The sequence below is a fragment of the Coprococcus sp. RTP21428st1_C9_RTP21428_210409 genome, assembly GCF_040227395.1.
Taxonomy (GTDB): domain Bacteria; phylum Bacillota; class Clostridia; order Lachnospirales; family Lachnospiraceae; genus Coprococcus; species Coprococcus aceti.
The window spans coordinates 1-20,353 of sequence record NZ_JBEHVV010000052.1 but is presented as its reverse complement, the minus strand read 5'-3'; the positions used below and the strand labels follow the sequence as shown (position 1 = coordinate 20,353).

14 protein-coding genes are annotated in these 20,353 nt (G+C 45.7%); 1 reads left to right on the top strand and 13 read right to left on the bottom strand.

The annotated features are described in order from the left end of the window. Positions 1-2,251 (top strand): hybrid sensor histidine kinase/response regulator (locus ABUA34_RS10230; RefSeq protein ID WP_349823256.1); only part of this gene is annotated, 2,251 nt, incomplete at its 5' end. Positions 2,252-2,313: 62 nt separating this feature from the next. On the opposite strand, the gene proC is transcribed toward ABUA34_RS10230, so the two are convergent. From proC to galE, 13 genes are all read right to left on the bottom strand, one after another. Then, positions 2,314-3,096: a pyrroline-5-carboxylate reductase gene (proC, locus tag ABUA34_RS10225; RefSeq protein WP_055145057.1), complete on the bottom strand. Its 783-nt coding sequence runs from the start codon at positions 3,094-3,096 to the stop codon at positions 2,314-2,316. 52 nt (positions 3,097-3,148) lie between these two features. Further along, positions 3,149-3,316 carry a hypothetical protein gene (locus tag ABUA34_RS10220; RefSeq protein ID WP_238051021.1) on the bottom strand — a complete coding sequence of 56 codons (168 nt, stop codon included), beginning with the start codon at positions 3,314-3,316 and terminating at the stop codon, positions 3,149-3,151. Positions 3,317-3,352: 36 nt separating this feature from the next. Then, on the bottom strand, positions 3,353-4,795 hold the full coding sequence (locus ABUA34_RS10215) for a DHHW family protein (protein ID WP_238051022.1): 1,443 nt from the start codon (positions 4,793-4,795) through the stop codon (positions 3,353-3,355). A gap of 12 nt (positions 4,796-4,807) precedes the next feature. Further along, positions 4,808-6,238, bottom strand: a complete 1,431-nt coding sequence (locus tag ABUA34_RS10210) for an MBOAT family O-acyltransferase (RefSeq protein ID WP_022217007.1) — start codon at positions 6,236-6,238, stop codon at positions 4,808-4,810. Positions 6,239-6,335: 97 nt separating this feature from the next. Beyond that, positions 6,336-10,202, bottom strand: a complete 3,867-nt coding sequence (locus ABUA34_RS10205) for an EAL domain-containing protein (RefSeq protein WP_349823255.1) — start codon at positions 10,200-10,202, stop codon at positions 6,336-6,338. A gap of 158 nt (positions 10,203-10,360) precedes the next feature. After that, positions 10,361-11,461: a UDP-galactopyranose mutase gene (glf, locus tag ABUA34_RS10200; RefSeq protein ID WP_015534596.1), complete on the bottom strand. Its 1,101-nt coding sequence runs from the start codon at positions 11,459-11,461 to the stop codon at positions 10,361-10,363. A gap of 5 nt (positions 11,462-11,466) precedes the next feature. Continuing rightward, entirely contained in the window at positions 11,467-14,037 is a 2,571-nt protein-coding gene (locus ABUA34_RS10195; protein ID WP_015534595.1) for a polysaccharide pyruvyl transferase family protein, read from the bottom strand. A 28-nt stretch (positions 14,038-14,065) separates the two neighbouring features. Further along, entirely contained in the window at positions 14,066-15,898 is a 1,833-nt protein-coding gene (locus ABUA34_RS10190; RefSeq protein ID WP_055145048.1) for a glycosyltransferase family 2 protein, read from the bottom strand. Between the two features lie 48 nt (positions 15,899-15,946). After that, entirely contained in the window at positions 15,947-16,807 is an 861-nt protein-coding gene (locus ABUA34_RS10185) for an ABC transporter ATP-binding protein (protein ID WP_022217009.1), read from the bottom strand. Positions 16,808-16,819: 12 nt separating this feature from the next. After that, complete coding sequence (locus tag ABUA34_RS10180; RefSeq protein WP_015534593.1) at positions 16,820-17,608, bottom strand: ABC transporter permease; 789 nt, start codon at positions 17,606-17,608, stop codon at positions 16,820-16,822. 25 nt (positions 17,609-17,633) lie between these two features. After that, a complete protein-coding gene (locus ABUA34_RS10175) occupies positions 17,634-18,665 on the bottom strand; it encodes a glycosyltransferase family 2 protein (RefSeq protein WP_015534592.1) in 1,032 nt (343 codons plus the stop codon). Further along, on the bottom strand, positions 18,662-19,447 hold the full coding sequence (locus ABUA34_RS10170) for a glycosyltransferase family A protein (protein ID WP_238051026.1): 786 nt from the start codon (positions 19,445-19,447) through the stop codon (positions 18,662-18,664). The genes ABUA34_RS10175 and ABUA34_RS10170 overlap by 4 nt, the downstream gene beginning before the upstream one ends. A gap of 199 nt (positions 19,448-19,646) precedes the next feature. Further along, positions 19,647-20,353: UDP-glucose 4-epimerase GalE (galE, locus tag ABUA34_RS10165; protein ID WP_349823254.1), on the bottom strand; the 707-nt coding region annotated here is incomplete at its 5' end.

The window sequence follows — 20,353 nt, the reverse complement described above, 5'->3', positions numbered from 1 at the left end:
GCTTCTGGTCATGCAGGATATCCACTCTGAAATAGCATTTCCTATCTTCTATAAGGACCAGCTCAAAGGCTTTATCGGTGTGGACAATCCCCACATAGATAGTTCGGAATCCTTTATAAGTCTGCTTGGGGTTGTGGGCGGTCATCTCGGAAATGTAAGGGAGACTCTCAGAATGACCGAGCTTCTTGAGCAGCGCAATAATTCTCTCGAAAAGAGCCTGTCGGATCTGAACCGCGAAAGGACGTTCATGTCTGTTCTGTGCACGGACTACATATCCGTCTACTGCGTGGATCTTCAGAATGATTCTCTCGAGCCTTTAAAGCTTGACCCAGCGGCAAATGCTGCCCACATACACGACATCAAAGCTGGGAAAACATTCTGCTACTCAGAGCTGATCGGACAGTATTACGAAAAATATGTCATCAAAGAATCTGCCCCGGACTTCACAGAAATCCTCAGCGCAGAGCATATACAGAATCATCTTGCCGCTCACCCTAAGCTTTCTTACAGATACCGGGTGACTCCGAACGCAGCGGGCCAGGAAAACTTTGAGGCTGAGATATTCCCTTTTTCAGCGGCTTCATCTTCAAGGGTGCTGATTGGCTTCAAGCAGATAGACGAGCTTGTGAGCTTTGAACAAAATTCGAGGAGGCAGCTCCAGGAGGCACTTGACGAGGCTAACCTGAACAATGAGATCATATCTGCCATAAGCAAGATCTACTTCTCAATATACAGGATAGATCTTACACAGGACATGTACGAGGAGGTGTCCAGCGATAACAAGGTACACAGACTTACAGGCCGCATGGGAAGAGCTTCCTCCAAGATGAAGGAGCTGTGTCACCGCTTCGTCGTTCCCGAATATCAGGACAAGATACTTGATTTCTTTGATCTGTCGACCATCGCAGAGCGTCTCCACACAGACGAGACCATAGCCATGGATTATCTTGCCAACGACGGCAACTGGCACTCGGCAAGATTTATTGTGAAGAAGCGAGATGCTCTTGGCAACGTGACCAACATACTGTATGTAACAAGGCTTATCAGCGAACAAAAGAGACGTGAACAGAGCTGGATGCTCCTGGCAGAGGAGGCCAACAAGGCAAACGAGGCAAAGTCCGAGTTTCTGTCCAAGATGGCTCACGACATAAGAACACCTCTGAATGCCGTAATGGGATTTGCCGACATAGCAAAGCGATCACTAGGCGATCCAAGCAAGATAGACGACTGTCTGGGCAAGCTCAGGACGTCCGGGGCTTATATAGAACAGCTCGTCAGCAACATCCTTGACATAACGAATCTGGAAAACGGCAGACAGCAGCTTAAGCCTTGTGAAACATCTGTATCCGAGCTGTGTCATACTCTGAACATGGTTTTCGATCAGGCTCTCATGAACGACGGACTCAATATAACCTTCAACTGTCACGATATATATCACGACTACATCCTGGCCGATGGACTCAAGCTGAAACAGATCTACTCTAACCTGCTGTCTAACTCCATCAAGTTCACACCTGGTCATGGCGACGTTGGGTTTGACTTATATGAGGAGAATATACCGGGCTCCGATAAAATACGTCTCGTCGCCAGAATAAGCGACACGGGAATTGGAATAAAGCCTGAATATCAGGCGAGCATGTTCAACAAATTCTCCCGCGAGACAGACACCAGGATCAGCAAAGTGCGCGGAAGCGGTCTGGGGCTCGCCATAGTAAAGGAGCTTGTGGATCTGATGCAGGGTACCATCACAGTACAGAGCAATCCGGGTGGTGGAACTATCATCGAGGTAAGCATCGACGTCCCTTATATCATAAAGGATGATCTGTGGTCCGGACAATCCGGTGATAGCAGCGACGCAGAATCCCTGTGTGTAGGAATGCACCTTCTGGTGGCAGAGGATAACGAACTCAACTATGAGGTTGTGTCTGAACTTCTGGGTATGAATGGTATTTCCTGTGAGCGCGCTGAGGATGGATCCGTGTGCGTTGACATGTTCTCCACATCTGCTGCCGGAACCTACGACGGCATCCTTATGGATCTTCAGATGCCTGTGATGGATGGAATCTCGGCGTCCTACGCCATAAGAAAGCTCGAGCATCCGGATGCACAGAACATTCCTATCATCGCCATCACCGCCAACACATTTGCTAAAGATCTCGAAAGATGCCGTCTGGCGGGCATGAACGAACACCTGTCAAAGCCGCTGAACATAAGGCAGCTTATAAGCATCCTCTCAAAATTCAAGAAATAAAAAAGTCAAGAAATAAAAAAGTCCCTGTATGATATTTCAATCATACAGGGGCTTTGCCGTTATTACTTATTCATGATCGCATCTATAGACTTAATGCATGCACTCCTGAGACCTGACTCCTCAAGAGATGCCACACCGCAGATGGTTGTTCCCGCAGGGGAACATACATTGTCCTTCAACACGCCGGGATGCTCCCCTGTCTCTAGCTGAAGTTTTGCTGAACCAAGTATCATCTGTGATATGAGTCTGTACGCAGTCTGTCTAGGCACACCATACTTAACCGCTGCATCCGCATATCCCTCTATGAACAGATCCACAAATGCAGGACCACAGCCGGTCACTGCGCCTCCTATTCCCATGAGATTCGATGGAAGCTCCTCCACGATTCCCACGGCTGCGAACAGCTCTTTTATCTGTGCTCTTTCTTCCTCCTCAAGGGAATTCTGTGCCTCAAAGAGCATAACTCCCTCATATACCATTGCCGGAGTATTCGGCATCACAAACTGCACCCTCACCGAACTGTCAAAATACTCACTGTACTTCTTAAAATCCCAGCCAGCTGCCACCGACACAAGAGCCTTGCCGTGAAGTCTCTCTCCTATCTCAACGAGAACGTCATTGATCTGATAAGGCTTGCATGCCATGATGACCGTATCCACGGCATCCACCAGCTCTGCAAGTGTCTTACACGGGGTAAATCCATACTTCTCTGAGTTCTTCACCAGCTTGTCATAGTGTGGTGCATATGCATATACACTCTCAGCCGCTATCTTTCCTGAATTCACAAATCCTGCGCATAATGCCTGTGCCATATTACCCATGCCTATGAAACCTAATCTCTCCATGATACATCCTCCTTCTTTCAAGCCTTTATATATTTTGTCTTTTATATCGGTCTTACTCAGCCATCCGGCGAAGCTTCTTTGCACGCTTCTCCTGATAGAGAAGTCTGTCGGCAGTTGCAAGCGCCTGGAACACGTCCACATCCTTGCCATTATCTATGGTGCAGAACATGAACAATCCTCTGATACCTTCAGAAGCAGTCTCCATATATCTGTTGACCATCTCCGGGCATCTGTCTGCAAATCCTCCGATTATGCCCTAGTGCAGCAGACTGCTTATAGTAGCCGCCACATCTTTATCTCCTATGAGAGATATGTTATTTATACAGATAAAATCATTGACCTTTTTGCTCTTCACAAAGTCAAGGATGTTTACCTGTGAATATCTGTAATCTATGATATATATTTTGGAGTAGTGATCCACAAGAAATGGAATAAATGCATTTCCGTAGGACTCCTTCATTACTACACACGATGAACCGTCTGTCACATTCGGGTTCTCTATCACTGCCATCGGCGTGTCACCGCCCACAAATGTAGAATACATGGTTCCCTTATCCCATCCATTCACATCCATTATGACATTCCACTTCTGCTCCGAGCCATCCTCGTTCCAGTAGGTCATGTCATTTGTTCCTATCGGTTCGTAGGCGTATATAGTATCAGGATTATTCTTCATGTCAGAGTTCTGCAGGGTGCTGTAGAAGCTTCCGAGGAATCCCTTGAAGGTATCCGTCTTCCTCTTGTCACGTGGAATGGCCGTTATGCCCTTCGTCTTGCAGAAATCCTCATACGCATAGTACGCGCCATCCGCGGTCCAGTGGTGATCTGTCCTGAAGAATATATATTCATCCTTATGCGCCTTTAACGTGTCAAATATATCGACCGTCTTCACGCCATTCATCATGCCATAGTAATACTCTATCGCCTGTTTCTGATCGGAACCGCCAAGCTTATCCAGCTCGTCATCCGATAGCAGGGCACCTGAATTGTTCGGCACAAGAATATCGTACACATTTGTCTGGCCCGAGAGCTGTGCCGCTGCATTGTTGATAGCATCTATATATTCTGTTGCGGAGTCCTGAACGAAATAGTACAGGCTGTACGCAGAACCATCCTTCACATACAGGTTGTCCTGAAGCTGCTTCTGGAACGCCTTGTCCATAGCCTTTGAATCTGGTGGATCGACCGTCTGGACCGAACCGCTCTCAGTTGTCGCATCCTGCTTGTTCTTCGATGTCAGACTCGCAGGAAGTCCTATCTCAGGATCCTCTGTCGTAACCTCCGTGGTACTCTCAGTTGTCGCCTTGCCTGCATCATCAGGAGTGGCGGTCACCGCACTCTTGTCCACATCAGGTATCTCATCGCCCTTGGCATTTCCTCCAACCACCTGCGTTCCGAGCTGTATTCCGTACAGCTTCTTAAGGCTCTGGTCAGCCGACACAAGCTTATCCCTCATAGGGTATGTGTCAGAATACCACAGTGACACGTCCTCGAAGTATGATCCGTCGAGGAATGACGTTATAGTGAATGACGGAAACTTTGCAAGCGTCCTCTTCTCCACCGTGGATTTCTTAGGTCTGACAAAAAACAGCAGACCAATAAATGCTCCTATCGCCATGACTGCGGCAAATATAAGAACACCCAGAGTTCTGAATTTCTTTAATTGTTGTCTCTGACTTCTGGTATATCTTCTCTTCATAAAAATCACCCATTAAAACTGGAAATACAGGAAAGGATTATAGCTTGCACCCACAAGCGCCAGCACTGAGATCACGAGCATAAGTACCGGTGTTATCATCTCAGTTACATTGAACACGTTGAATACAAGTGGGTTGACCTTTCCAACTTCTATAGCCCATTTTCTGAGTCTCTTGCCCAGATCCGTACACGCAATACATGCAAATATCAGGAAGAATATGTTCTTCACAAATATTGTTCCAAGTGCCATATTTGCAAATCCCGATGTTCCTATTCCAAACATTCCCGCAAGCACTGTTCCAAGCTCACGAAGGCTCTCAAATCTGAATATGGTCCATCCGAACAGGATAACGAGCAGCGTATATATTCGGGATGCCACAGGGCCGAGTCTTCCGCCCAGATAAAACTTCTCCAGAAGGAGAAAGCCCAGATAATAAATTCCCCAGAATATATAATTCCAGCTTGCTCCGTGCCACATTCCCGTGAGGAACCACACGATAGCCATGTTGCGGATGTACTTCGCTGTGCTGCATCTGTTGCCGCCAAGCGGTATATATACGTAATCCCTGAAGAATGAGCTGAGTGATATATGCCATCTCCTCCAGAAATTATTTACCGATGTAGCCATATATGGGTAGTTAAAGTTCTCATCATAGTGGAAACCTACCATCCTTCCCATTCCGATGGCCATGTCTGAGTATGCTGAGAAATCAAGGTATATCTGAAGCATATACGCTATCATTCCAATCCACATTCCAAGTGTCGTCTGAGCCTTGAGGCTCGCTACTCCCGCCGGGAGCAGGGTATCGGCTATGCTGGCACAGGAATTGGCCAGTATCGCCTTCTTTGCCAGTCCGACTGAAAATCTTCTCAGTCCCATGTATATATCGTTCGCTGTTATCTCCCTGTTGTCTATCTGATCAGCAACGGTCTCATATCTGACGATAGGTCCCGCTATACACTGATGGAACAGACTTGAATACAGAAGGAGCTTCCAGTATTCTCTCTGTGGTCTGACTTCGTTCCTGTACACATCCACCACATATGATATGAGCTGGAATGTATAGAAAGAGATTCCTATTGGGAGAGCTATTCCAGGCACGGTCTTCGGCACGCCGAACACTGCCTTTATGTTGCCGAGGAAAAATCCCAGATACTTGAATATCGCAAGACAGCCAAGCATTATCACAAGGTCACACACAAGATAAAACTTCTCAGATCTCTTGGTATATCCGGCACGTGCCTCATCTATGCGAATGGCAAACAGCCAGCTCACCAGAGTCTCTCCCGCCAGGAGCAGAAGATATCTCGGGCCTCCCCAGGCATAGAACACCAGTGAAAATATCAGCAATACATTATTGCGTTTCTCAGGGCTCACCGCAAAATATGCTATCAGGTTTGCAGTGAGAAAAACAAACAAAAATATTAAACTCGAAAAAACCATAAATATTCTCCCATCATGTCAATCGGCTGTATTATACTTCACAACAGTCAACAACACAATATTAATAATGATTAACTGTACGCTTCGGAATAGGCGCCTACAGATCGACCATCTGCACTTCCCTGTTCTTTGATATTCCGTTCACCATGAAGCTCACTCTACCGTTACCGATCACGATATTTTTCTCCTCTGCACCTATATCAGTTCCCACGCTGTTGATCACCTGTGTGTTGATATCCGAGTTGGAGAATTCCAGTCTGGCGGTGTGGGTACTGTTACCCATGGCGTAGGCATCCTTGCCCTGTGCCACCACCTTGACGTAAGCGTACTGTATGCTGACGTCCGTATCGCCCTCACGGCAGCCTATACCATAACATTCATTTGCCCTGATGTTCATGGTAATATTGATATTCTTCATGGCAACCCTGCAGGACTTTCCATTCATGGTTCCTATGACTGCTGTAGAGATGGATGCCCCGGATATCTTGCCGGATATATTGTCAATAGCTATATCCGCGCTTCCGTTATATGAGCCTATGGATACACTTCTGGCGATTCCATTGTATATCTCCATGTCACAGTTCTCTATGTGAAGAGTGCAGTCGCTGTCCATGCAGCCTATCATCACACCCTCCTGACCTCTCTGATCTATCTCGTATCGTCCGTGTCCAATATATATATTACCGCCAAGGCCGGATCCTATTCCAATGCCCCTCATTCCGGTGGCCGTTATGGACAGCGTTCCATCCTGATTGAAATACAGATCTCCGTGTCTCGACGCAAAATCGTTTCCTATTCCAAAGTATCTGCCACCCGCAAGTGTGATCCTCAGATCTCCATCTCCCGCAAGCTCGAGCTTTGACGACTCGGCTACCTGTATACCGCCTGTGCGCAGCTCATTGTCCCCGGTGAGGACTATCCTGACATCGCAGTTGTCTTCTATCTTTATACAAGGTATGCCCTTCTCTCCTCCAAGGCTTATGCTGTCCACCCTGAGCTCGCCTCTGAAGCCGTCTCCTATGGTTATCAGCATGTTGGACTTGAAGCCCGGTGTACCTGTCATGTTGACGTACCTGTACTGGTCATCTATCTTCTTGAAATCAAGCGCCGTATATTTGTTAAATGCAAGCTGAACCATCGATATCTCGTCTTCATCGGTTATGACATAGGTCTTCTTGCCATACTTTGTGATCTCGTTCTGATTGTACTGGACTATCTCGTTTATGATCCTCTTATCTATCTCGGCAATCGCCTCCGGTGAAGGCTTCGCCGTGTAGTAACCCTGAATGAGATCTGCGCCAAGTCTGATGACCTCCTTGAGTTCAACATCCAGCTCAACGCCCTCCGCCAGAGTGATGATATCATTGTCATGCGCAAATTCTATAATATCCTTAACAAAATGCTGCTTCTGCGGATCCTCATGTATATTTGTCATGAGCATCCTGTCTATCTTCACGTAACGCGGCATATATCTGAGAAGATTGTTGACATTTGAATAACCTGAGCCATAGTCATCTATGGCGGTCTCTATGTTCATCCTGCCGTACTTGTCCTTTATCTGATCCAGTAGCTGGTCGCTCATCTCAGCCTCCTCGGTGAATTCCACGACCACCTGTCCACCAAATTCCCTGAGTTTGCTCTCTATGACAGCGGTGTCCTCCTCCGACAGCCTGCAGCCCGGTATACTGTTAAAGAATATCTTTCTGCCCTCAAGTTCCTCTCGCTTGTCCTCAACGAGTCTCAACACATTGATAAATGTGGCTCTCTCCACATCGCTCAGACGTCCAAGTCTCTCAGCACTCTGTATTATGTCGAGAGGAGACATGTACTGCTCTCCTGCCGATCTCATGAGCACCTCATAGGCATAGATCTGACCTGTGCGGGCATTAACTATAGGCTGGAAATGATATGTGAGCAGATTCCTGTCAAGAATCTCCGTGGCAAGCTTGTCCTTCTCTATATCCTCCTGTGACAGCTCTGCATTTCTCGTGCTCTCAATGTACGCCTTCATCTTGGCATTGTTCTTGTTGCTTATGAGTGCGTTCACATAGTTATCCAGAGCCTCCGCATTCGCAACCATCTGTCTGTCCACCGCATAGCATATCTCCATGACAAAATTGTCGCCATTTGTCCTGTTAAACTCCCTGGTACGGCTCTCCACACTCTTAACTATGGCGTCTGCGTGATCCTCCGCATCTCCCATCACCTGATATGCCACGATGAACTCATCGTTACACATTCTCATACACACGTCTGATTTCTCAAGGGATGCCGAGATCATTCTGGCAAGTGCCTGTATGGCCTCGTCCCCGACCTTTCTGCCGAGACTTGCATTTATCTGTCCCAGTCCCTTTATATCTATAGCCAGCAGCTCAATGCTCCTGCCATGTGCAACGGCATCGTTACACATATCCCTGCACCTCGCCATAAATCCGTTATAATTGTACACTCCGGTCAGATCATCACGGATCTGCGATGCATTGACCTTGTCCAGAAGCTTCTGAAGACTCGCCTGTCTGTAGAACGCCTCCATGCCCTGCATGATCTGCTTGATCCATGTGCTATATGAAATATCGTACGCCCTGCACTCGCTTCCATAGCTCACAACCGCATATCCAAAACATCTGTCGTCGAAATTGAGTGGAGTGAATATGTAAGCCTCAGGTCTGTCCCTATCTGCATCCAGCTCAGGTATCAGTCTGGACACGTCAAAACAGTCATCGAAATCTATCGCACTGTCTCCATCACCGCAGCTTCTGATGACCCTGTATATATTCTTCGTGTATCCGACTCTCAGTGCATTTGACCCCATCATGACCTCAGGAAACTTCCAATATTCATTCAGGCAGAGACTGAAACTGCTCATGTTGCCATCCGTGTGGGCATACTGGAATATGGTATTGTAGAATTCCCTGTAATCTCTCTGGGATAACAGATCCTCCATCATATGGTTATAGTATGAACCATATCTTCCCGGCTGAGCGTTCATATCCCATGCCGTCACGTCTCTCTTTCCCGGCTTCTCCGTACACTGCTCACATCCACAGCTTTTTCCCCAGTGTATAGACGCACTGCTCCTATAGTTCTCCAGAGATCTTCCGTTTATCTCTGCGTCTATCCATTTTGCGGCGTACTCGCCGTCAACCTTTGCAGGTATATCAACCGATGTCAGCGGTATGACTCTGTCATCGTTCGTCTCCGCAGCGTCATATCCCGTTATCGCTATATCCTCAGGGACCCTCACGCCTCTCTGTGCCAGCTCAGCCGCCAGCCCCAGTGCCATGTGATCACTGGCACACACCACAGCCTGTGGAAGTCTGTCTCTGTTCTCTGTTATCTCCATTGCGGTCTGGCGTCCTGAGTCAAACCAGTTATTGCCATAGTAGACCGACGATTCATCCACATCGATACCATGACTCTTCATGCTGTCAAAGAATCCCTGCTTCTTCAGCTCGGAATTGGCAGTATTCTCCCAGCCATCAAGCAGCACTATATCACGGTATCCGTGCTCTTCTATGAGATGATCCATAAGCCCGCATATATTCTTTCTGTGATCAATATTTATGGATTTATATCCTTCTATCTCGTCGCCGACTATCAGTACCGGGCCATCAAACTCATGCTCCACACGCCACCGGAGTCCCTCCTCTGTTCCCGGCGTCCTGATCCTGTCAGTACATATTACCACCGCATCATATTTGTCAAATTCTATCAGGTTGAATATGTTGGCGTCCCCCACTTCTCTGCTAGCTGTATCCTGATACTTCAGATACATTGAGAACACGCACACATCATAATCAAGCTGAAATGCCTTCTCAAAAAACCCCGAGAGGAATCTACCCTGGGTGTACTCATCAGCCTGGGCTGTCAGTACCGCAATCCTCTTCCTTGTCATAACATATACACCCTTTACCCTTTTAATTTTTACCCCCTGGGCATCGTATTCACCAAATAACATGCCCATAATTAGTATAATTCTATCACGTTCTGTCGAAAGTGTATATCTTTTTTATTTTGACGTATCACCCATGCTTCCGGCACGCAAAAAGGACGCATATACGAAAAATCTGTATTCCGGTATGCGTCCCTTTGTATGGCTTTATAATATGCTCTATCTCACGATTAGAACTCTGCCTCAACACACTCAAGTGCTGCTGCGATTACCTTGTCCATATCATAATACTTGTACTGTCCAAGTCTTCCGCCGAATATTACATCCTTGCGTGTCTCTGCAAGCTCCTTGTACTTCTCGTAAAGCGCATTGTTCTTGTCGTTGTTTACAGGGTAGTATGGCTCTACGCCCGGCTTCCACTCTGCTGAATACTCACGGCTGATAACTGTCTTTGGCTGCTTTCCAAACTCAAAGTGCTTGTGCTCAATTATTCTTGTGTATGGAACATCTCTGTGTGTGTAGTTCACAACAGCATTTCCCTGGTAGTTCTCCTCATCGAGTACCTCTGTCTCGAATCTTACTGAACGGTACTCAAGCGGTCCGTACTGGAATCCGAAGAACTCATCGATCATACCTGTGTATACAGTCTTGTCTGCGATGTCAGGATTCTCCTTGATAAAATCGAAGTAATCTGTGTCAGTCTTGACCTCAGCGCCCTCAAGCATCTTCTCAATGATCTGTGTGTATCCGCCCATTGGGATTCCCTGGAAACGGTCATTGAAGTAGTTGTTGTCGTATATGAATCTCAGAGGCAGTCTCTTGATAATGAATGCAGGAAGCTCTGTACATGGTCTTCCCCACTGCTTCTCTGTGTATCCCTTGACAAGCTTCTCATACACATCTGTACCGGCAAGCTTGAGTGCCTGCTCCTCAAGGTTCTTTGGCTCTCCAATGTTCAGATCTGCGATCTGCTTCTCGATGATTGCCTTTGCCTCTGAAGGCTTCTTGATTCCCCACATCTTGCTGAATGTGTTCATGTTGAATGGAAGGTTGTACAGCTCATCCTTGTATGAAGCTACAGGTGAGTTAATGTAGTTGTTGAACTCTGCAAACTGGTTTACATACTCCCAGATCTTCTTGTCAGATGTGTGGAATATATGTGCGCCATACTTGTGAACATTTATACCCTCCACCTGCTCTGTGTAAATGTTGCCGGCAATATGTGGACGCTTGTCTATAACCAGACAGCTCTTGCCTCTCTTGCCTGCCTCGTATGCAAATACTGCGCCGAATAATCCGGCTCCTACTATGAGGTAATCATACTTTGCCATGTTACTTAATCCTCCTTATCTTCCGCCAATCTCTTATCTATAATTGGATATGCTCTATAACCCTCAAACTCCTTAGGTCTGAACAATACTTCCTTAAGCCATGCAAGGGATCTCTCCCTCTCTGACATAAGTATCTTATTAACATTGTCGTAATCCACAGGCTTCAACAGCTCATCATTTCCAAGAATGTCTGCCGCATCCTGAACGTAATGATCTCTCACCTGGAATACATCCACGAGGGATTCAAATCTTGTCATTCCTCTTGCACTGTTTGCAAGTCCGATAAAGTTTGTCTCAAATACAAGTGAGAAGCTTATTCCGTGGCATGAATCAGTGAGAACGAAATCTGCATTTCTGAAATAGTTCAGCCAGTCCTCGACTGTTATGTCGTCGACGATCTTGTCGTCCATATCCATGATCTGACGGTTCTTCACCGGGTCCTTTGGACGTCCGTCCAGAAGAACAACTACCTCAAGGCCGAGCTTCTCTGAAACCTCAACCACTGCGGCTCTCTTCTCCGGAGTTGGATCAAGTATATATGCAAGCATATATTTGCCATCGTGCTTCTTCTTTGCCTTGTCTGCCAGTGAATCGAATACCTTTCTGTCTGCAACAAATACAGGATCGAGAACTCTCACCGCATCTATTCCATACACATCCTTACAGATCTCAACTCCACTGGTCTCTCTAATGGATATTCCATCAAACTGTCTCATGTATTCAGATATCGTCTCCCTGTCCTGTACATTACAGAAATCCCTGTCATGTCCAAATGATGCAGAGAATGCGATCTTCTTCTTATCCGGCTCAACAAAATCGAAATAGAATGAGAAGCCGAAGCCTCTGCTTATACCTCTGTTCCACACCTGATCTGATCCCATGATGAATGTATCGACCTTGGAATTGAGCTCCCTCATATCCTTCAGTGTGTATCTCTTGCTCTCATGGTAATGTGCCTTTGCAAATCTTCTCGCATGGGTGTCAGGCTTGCCGGCTCCGGTCTTGGCTGCAGGCATGTCTATCATGAGCACTGACAGACCAAATGATCTGATGATCTCGTGAAGTGCGTAATAGGTAGCAACACTTCCGTAGTTTGCACCGAACCACACGCCATATATACCTACATCGTACTTGTCCTTTATGGCATAATCGTATGCCTTCTCCATGGATGAGCCATTCTTTATCTGCTCAAAATATCTCTGTCTGGCAGGATGATTCTTGAAGCAGTGGTCAAATGGCTGTCCTGTCTTGAGTACATCATCACAAGGTATCTCCTTGTTCAGGAGCAGCTTGTCTGCTATGGCAGCATATATCTTCTCACCCTGTGGACTGTTGACTGACACAATGGATGTTCCCTTGCCGTCAGTGTAATCTCTGTTGTACTTCTGGATTCCCCAGAAATCTGCAAGTGTTATATCACCTGTTCTCGGAAGCTTCGCATATGCGCAGTGTCCACAGAACTTTCTCGTCGATATACAAGGAAGGAATGCTCTGTAATATGGATCCTGTGTCCTTGTTCTGTGATAAACTGTTCCGTCAGTGTACTTTACAGTCATCTCTGTAGACCAGCCGAAGTAGTCCTTGTCTCTGAATCCAACATCAGCAACCTTGCCCTGATCCTTGCCGTGGTATTTGTTCAGATAATCATCGAACAGCTTTGGCGATGGGCCGCCGTGGCACATCAGATCTATTGTGTAGAGATTTGATATATCCACATTCTTGAGTGTTGCGTAAAGTCCTGCGACCTGACATCCGCATCCGCAGAATACTACCACTCTGCCTTCCTTGAGTATCTTCTTAACGTCCGCATACACCTTCGATGCATCAGCCTGAACATACTTGGATTTTCTGAGCTTGTCCAGATCATCCGGGCTCTCTATGATAAAGTGTTCAACCTTGAAATCGTCTGTGTATCCTGCTCCGCATACAGCTCCACCCTGCTCAAATGCATACTCAGCCAGCAGTGTGAATATTCCACCTGACGAACTCTTTGCCCTTATCTCATCGTCTGCATATGCCGCATAGCATGCAGGCTCGACAGTGTTCTTATACTCAAGATTTATAGATGGACAGATCTTTCTGCACAGACCGCAGTTTGTACATTTGCTGCGATCCACTACAGGAGCAAGAAATCCCTCTGAATCATACTTCATGCTTATAGCATTTACCGGACATACACTGTAGCACGCGCCGCAGCCACAGCAGTAATCAGGATGTATGCATCCGACTGTCTTGTCGCTGTCGCGTCTCACCGCTTTCTTTCTCCACTCTACTCGCTCTTCTTCTCTCTGTCTGGCACTCTCCTGCTTCTCAAACACTTTGATCTCAGGCTCTGCTTTTTCCTTCGTGGTGAATACCTTATTCATCCTGATCTCAGCAGGCTCGACCTTTACAACAGGCTTTTTGCCGTCTCTGAGAGCGTAATCACCGCTCATCGCCCTCTGCGCCGCATTTACTCGCTGGGACGCCTTGAGCTTATCCTTTGGCTTCGAACCGTTCTTCTCTGAGGTGTAATCTCCCCCCAGTGCTCTTCCCGCAGCCGCCAAACGGTTTTTTATACCTTTAATAGTAGCCATACCCTAAAGATACTCCTTCCATATCACTTTATATATGCAGATATTCCTTCCAGAACTTAGTTGTCTTCATCTCGTCAAATGCATTTCTGTAAGCCTGCTCAACTTCCACATGTGTCTTCTTGTATTTAGCCAATACTTTTCTATATCTCTTTATAAGCGCAAAACAACGCTTTCTGTTGATCGTTCTTCTGACTCCTGTTCCACCGTTCTTGTTCACGGCAACGAGAGTCTTCTTCATGTAATTCTTTCCCGGAACAAAGAACCAGTCGTACGCGATGATATACGGTGTTCTTCTGAGCATGAAGTTTGGAAGAAGATGTCCGTTTATCGTGAGCACATACATTACCTTGCGGAACAGATTAAGACTCTCATACTTGTATGGATCTGTAGGAAGATCCCCTGCATAGCCAAGCTCTGCCAGCGGCACAAGCTTCTCGTTCTTAGCATTGTGCTCCTTGAGGCTCTGCTCTCCGTCAAGATGCATGATATACTCTGGTCCCTTGAGGTAATCCTCAATGGAATCTATGAGCAGCTCAGCATTGTTGTATGCAAATCTGGTTATATCCTTCCAGAACATTCCCTTTACTCTCGCAAGGAAATCCACATCCTGGCATATTCCGCTTGCCGCCTGGATAACAAAACTGTTTCTGTGAACCTGATAAAGCTCCATGGCGGCGTTGAATTTGCCTGCAAATCCCACATGCCATATACAGATACCATTAAGTGCTATAAATCCCGGCTTATTTCTCAGTGAGAACTCTACATCGTCACCTCTGACAAATACCGGAAGTGGTAAGCCTCTGTCCTCAATGTGCTCCACAGGTATACAGCAGTACCACCAGCCTGCATATGCATCATCGACATTGAAACTGTAGTTCTCATTTGCAACTATGTTCTTGAGAAGCCTCATATCCATAGCTGACTTGACCGGACCGTATGATCCGTCTGCCTTGTGGACAAATCCCACGTCCTCATACTGCTTCTGGCGTATGTCGTAATCGAACATGGCTCCACTCAGGAAGCACTTCTTGTACTCGTCTTTGAGGAGTCTGAGCAGATAATATGTTCTGAACAAACTCTCTGGCATGACCATAACGTCATCATCCATGAGGAGTACATGTGTAGGCTTCTTTGGAAGCTCCAGTGCCTCTATCATTCCACGGGTGAAACCGCCGGCTCCACCTACGTTGTTATTCATATAAACCTTGAGATCCTCACTGTCGAGCTCTGATGGATCGAGTTCTCTGTCATTGTCAATGACGTGTACGAACATGTGTCCCTTGAGGTCGCTTCCATCATAGAGTACATTTGACTTGATGAGGTCTATATTACGCTTGATATATTCCTGCTTCTTGAATGTTGTTGTGACAAGAGAGATATTTACATCTCTTATTCTGTCCTCCTCGATGTCAGCAGAATAGTATCCGCTATATATCTCTGTATCTTCCAGGGTATCCATATAGAAACCTACAAGAGCCTTATCTGTCTCTGGTATGTTCACAACCACCTCTGAAACCTCATCACTCTCAACTACCTGTGATACAAGTGGATTGTAGGTAACCGCAACGGATGCTGAATATATTGCATATACGGATATTGTAGCTTTTCCCTTCATTGTGAGGTGGAGCTTGAAGTTCTTTACCCCTGTATACTCTGACCAGCGTTTTACCTGAATGCAGTTGTAATAGCTCATGAAATTAACCTTTGTGAGCTTCTCAACAACATGACATTTCTTCTCTGAGTCGTATATAAATGGTGATTCCTCTCCCTTTCCAATGGCGCTGAATTCAGGATACTCTATCAAGTTCACATCCAGATTCATCTGCAGCATCACATTCTGCAACTTCACATTCTGTAACATTATCCAATCCTCCTGTGTTGTATATCAAACATCTTGCCTGATTTCTTGTTATTTCTTGTCCTTGCTCTGGGCCTTTGCCGGTGCAGGTGCATCCATCTCGGCCTTGAATGCATCGCATACCGTATCGGCATCTCCCACCATAACTACATTTCCATGATCCAGCCACATAGCCTTGTTACACTGCTTCTTGACAGCAGCTATGTTGTGGGATACATACAGCAGGGTCGTTCCATCCTCCAGCATGGCAGTCATCTTGGCCGCACACTTCTTCTTGAATCGCATATCACCTACAGCAAGTATCTCATCCGCAATGAGAATATCCGGCTCAACCGCCGTCGCTATGGAAAATGCAAGTCTGGTCTTCATACCTGAAGAAAAGTTCTTGACCGGAGAGTCAAGGAAATCCTGCAACTCTGAAAACTCAACTATATCGTCAAACTTTGACTCTATAAATGCCTTTGAATATCCCAGCAGAGTTCCGTTGAGAAATATATTCTCACGGGCCGTGAGCTGTGGATCGATTCCGGCTCCAAGCTCTATGAGGGCTGCCACAGTTCCCGATACCTTAACAGTACCGCTGGCAGGCTTCAATATTCTGCTGACTACCTTGAGCAGGGTGGATTTTCCGGCACCATTGGTTCCAAGGAAGCCCCACGCCTCGCCCTTCTTTATATCAAGATTGATGTCCTTTAACGCTATGAACTCCTGGAACATCAACTGTTTTGTCACAAGTCTTATAAAATACTCTTTCAGATTGTCCACCTTCAGATTGTTCTTGTTGAATCTTATGGTCACATCCTTGAGCTCTATAATGGTCTCACCCTTTGCCACAGTTGTTGTACGCTGTGCATTTGAGGTGAAAATCTTCTTATCATCAAGTTCGTTCTTTTTCTCTTCTACGTTAGCCAACTGCCACACCTCCTAAATATACAGAATGAACTTGTCCTGATTCTTCTTGAAACACAGCACTCCCAGTCCAAAGAAAAAGAATGCATAGAGGAATCCGAGACCGATAGTAGTGAGATCAGGCATCACTCCCTGATGCGCTATGCATCTAAACTGCTTGATATATACATACAGTGGGTTGAAGTAATTCACAAGTAACTTCAACCAGTCTGGCAGCATATCTATAGGATAGAATATCGCTGAACAGTACATCCACGCTGTGGTGACCGCATTCCATATATATCTTGTATCTCTGAAGAATACATGGAGCTGTGCAAGAAAAAAGCCCAATCCGCAGGCAAATATATAGGCCTGAAGGAATATGAATGGGAACAACAGCATCGTCCAGTAAAATGGTGAACGTGTGAATATGATAACGATAAGAAACGCTCCCAGTGAAAACAGGCAGTCAACAAGTGAGCTTGTGATCTTTGCCAGCGGGAACATAAACTTTGACACATACGTTTTCTTAAGCAGTGACGAATTATCTGTTATACTTCCAAGTGCCTTACCACATGCACCTATTACAAATTCGTACAGTATACGTCCTGCAAAAAGGTACACAGGGAAGTGTGGTATCGATCTGTTGAACATCTTGGAGAATACGATAACCATTACGATCATGATGAGCAATGGGTTCAGGATACTCCACACATATCCAAGAAAACTTCTTCTATACTTTAACTTTATATCTCTTGAAACAAGCTGATTTAAAAGATCTTTATAATTAAAAACTTCTAAAAAGCTTCCGCTTTTTACTTTCATTTTTCGTTAATCCTCCATAGTAAATCTATTCAAAACTCTTATTGTGCCTTACCTTGTTGTAAAGCTTTGAATTAAGCATTTTGTTGTAGCCTTCCAGACCCACATGCGCAGCATTCAGAAGCTTAAGTATCTTATAATGCTTCAATGTCATATCAACGACGTGTCTGTCTCTCTTGACTATATAACTCATAAGCTGATCTACCCGTGCAACACCTCTCTTTCTGTCGGAATCGCATAGCATGGAAGTTACCATGAAGCTCAGCAGAAGAAGATGTATCTTCTTGTCGCAGTATTCAAGAGCCCACTGCTCCGAGATGTCCTCTCTGTTCTTGAGCATCTTTACTATGACCATCTTGGTATGGTCGATTCTCTTGAACTGATTCTGCGCGGATACGCTCTGGGACACATCCCCGATCCTGTACTCGTACACGAACATATCGAGTGGCAGTATGGTTTTTGCCAAGCAGCATGGATATGTCGCATATTCGTGATCCTCGTAGAATACTTTTTCTGCAAGTCTGACTCCATTCTCACGGTAAAACTGTGTTCTATATGTTATTCCATGGAATGTGAGGCTTCTGTCAAATTTTTTCCAGTCTGACATGACCTCTTCCATAGTATATTCTCTGTCGAATTCATCAGGGAAACATCTCCAGTTCTTTATCTCCCCTGTTGTTATATTGATGGTGTGGTGACATGTCAGAACAACATCCGCACTGGCATTCTCGAGCTTTCCTATAAACTCAGGAATACTCTCTGTGAGAAACCAGTCGTCGGCGTCAAGCACCTTCATGTATCTGCCCCTGGCCTTCTCAGCTCCGGCATTTATCGCTGAGCCATGTCCTCCGTTCTCCTTATTAATAAGTGAATAGCTGTCAGGATACTTCTCAATGTACTCCTCACATATACTCTCACTGCCGTCTGTCGAGCCATCGTTTACCACTATCACGTCTATTTTGTCCATAAGCTCCGGAACAACAAGTGATCCAAGACATTTGTCAAGATATGGCTTGCTGTTGTAAGACGGAATTATCACACTTAATATTTTTTCACTCATTTCTTCTTCCCTAACCTGTTCTCATGTATTCCCTTCATAATAAGTCTGAAGGCCTTAAACCATGATATATCACTGTCAAACTGATGTCTCTTCCTTATGCTGTAATACGCTGCGTACAATACCGCCGGTACATAACCCATGATGTATCTTGTCGTATTACCTCTGTTTATGAAAAATTCTTCGTTATACCCCTTAAACCATGTTGACTTTGTCTGCGCAACATCCGCTATGACAAATGGTACATAATATATTGCAAGTCCGTTCTTCCTGCAATCCGTGAGGAATCTGAATTCCTCTTCAGCTCCGTTGCCCGAGCCCGCACCCATGTGCTCATCAAAATATACATTATTATTGACTATGCTCTCTCTCTTGAATGATATCTGCCAGGATGCCACATGCATGAGATCCAGATATCCAAGCTTCTTAGGCATGTCGCCCCAATGGGCAGGTCTGTTGCCTATGTTGAATATGATGACATCCGCCTCTGGCAGATCTCTGTACGCAGTCAGTATCCCTTCTTCGTAATTCCTGCTGAACACCTCATCGTCATCACACAGCAGACACACATCCGCCTCGGAATGCTTTATAGCATAGTTCCTGCTCTTGGTAAGACCCTTGTCATTCACCGAAAAAATTCTTGTCTTATGTCCGTTCCTGTCATATTCATTGTACCCATCATATCCACACTGGTTGACTATGATCGTGTCGGACTCTATATGGGATTTCGTTATGATATCCTCATCCTGAAGGTTCATACACGAAAGCAGTATTTCTAGTCTCATATGTCAAACACCCATTTCTATCTGATAAAGCCCTAAAAAAGGGCATAATTAACAAAGACCGCAGAAAGCGTAGTTTACTTACTTATACAACGTCTCTTTTAAAAAGTCAATACATAGAAAAGAGCACCGGCAAATCTACATCTGATTATATATAGTATTTGTCGGTGCTCTGCCGCTTTATGTTATTTATATTTTGGAATTAGTCATTATATCCATTTGGATTCATCGACTGCCACTTCCATGAATCAGCACACATCTCGTCGATTCCGTACTGAGCCTCCCAGCCAAGCTCCTTCTTGGCAAGTGAAGCGTCTGAGTAGCATGTTGCAATATCTCCAGGACGTCTCTCCTTGATCACATATGGAACGTCATGTCCACAGGCCTTGCTGAACGCCTTGATAACATCAAGGACACTGTAACCATTTCCTGTTCCAAGGTTGTATACCTTAACTCCAGGATTCTCCTTGATCTTGTTGATAGCCTTTACATGTCCAACTGCAAGGTCTACTACATGGATGTAATCTCTCACACCTGTTCCATCCGGTGTGTCGTAATCATTGCCAAATACGCCAACGCTCTGAAGCTTTCCGATTGCAACCTGTGCAACATATGGAAGAAGGTTGTTAGGAATACCCTTTGGATCCTCTCCGATAAGTCCGCTCTTATGAGCTCCGATTGGGTTGAAGTAACGGAGAAGAATTACATTCCACTCTGGATCTGCTGTGTGGAGGTCTGTGAGAATCTGCTCGATCATCCACTTTGTCCAGCCATATGGGTTCGTAGGTGTTCCCTTTGGGCACTCCTCCGTGATAGGGATAAATGCAGGATTGCCGTATACTGTAGCTGATGATGAGAAGATGATGTTCTTGCATCCGTTCTTTCTCATAACCTCGCACAGATTAAGAG

Coding starts and splice junctions, on each gene's coding strand:
- proC (WP_055145057.1), bottom strand. CDS start 3,096: ATGGAGAGATTAGGTTTCATAGGCATGGGTAATATGGCACAGGCATTA.
- ABUA34_RS10220 (WP_238051021.1), bottom strand. CDS start 3,316: ATGGTCAACAGATATATGGAGACTGCTTCTGAAGGTATCAGAGGATTG.
- ABUA34_RS10215 (WP_238051022.1), bottom strand. CDS start 4,795: ATGAAGAGAAGATATACCAGAAGTCAGAGACAACAATTAAAGAAATTC.
- ABUA34_RS10210 (WP_022217007.1), bottom strand. CDS start 6,238: ATGGTTTTTTCGAGTTTAATATTTTTGTTTGTTTTTCTCACTGCAAAC.
- ABUA34_RS10205 (WP_349823255.1), bottom strand. CDS start 10,202: ATGGGCATGTTATTTGGTGAATACGATGCCCAGGGGGTAAAAATTAAA.
- glf (WP_015534596.1), bottom strand. CDS start 11,461: ATGGCAAAGTATGATTACCTCATAGTAGGAGCCGGATTATTCGGCGCA.
- ABUA34_RS10195 (WP_015534595.1), bottom strand. CDS start 14,037: ATGGCTACTATTAAAGGTATAAAAAACCGTTTGGCGGCTGCGGGAAGA.
- ABUA34_RS10190 (WP_055145048.1), bottom strand. CDS start 15,898: ATGTTACAGAATGTGAAGTTGCAGAATGTGATGCTGCAGATGAATCTG.
- ABUA34_RS10180 (WP_015534593.1), bottom strand. CDS start 17,608: ATGAAAGTAAAAAGCGGAAGCTTTTTAGAAGTTTTTAATTATAAAGAT.
- ABUA34_RS10175 (WP_015534592.1), bottom strand. CDS start 18,665: ATGAGTGAAAAAATATTAAGTGTGATAATTCCGTCTTACAACAGCAAG.
- ABUA34_RS10170 (WP_238051026.1), bottom strand. CDS start 19,447: ATGAGACTAGAAATACTGCTTTCGTGTATGAACCTTCAGGATGAGGAT.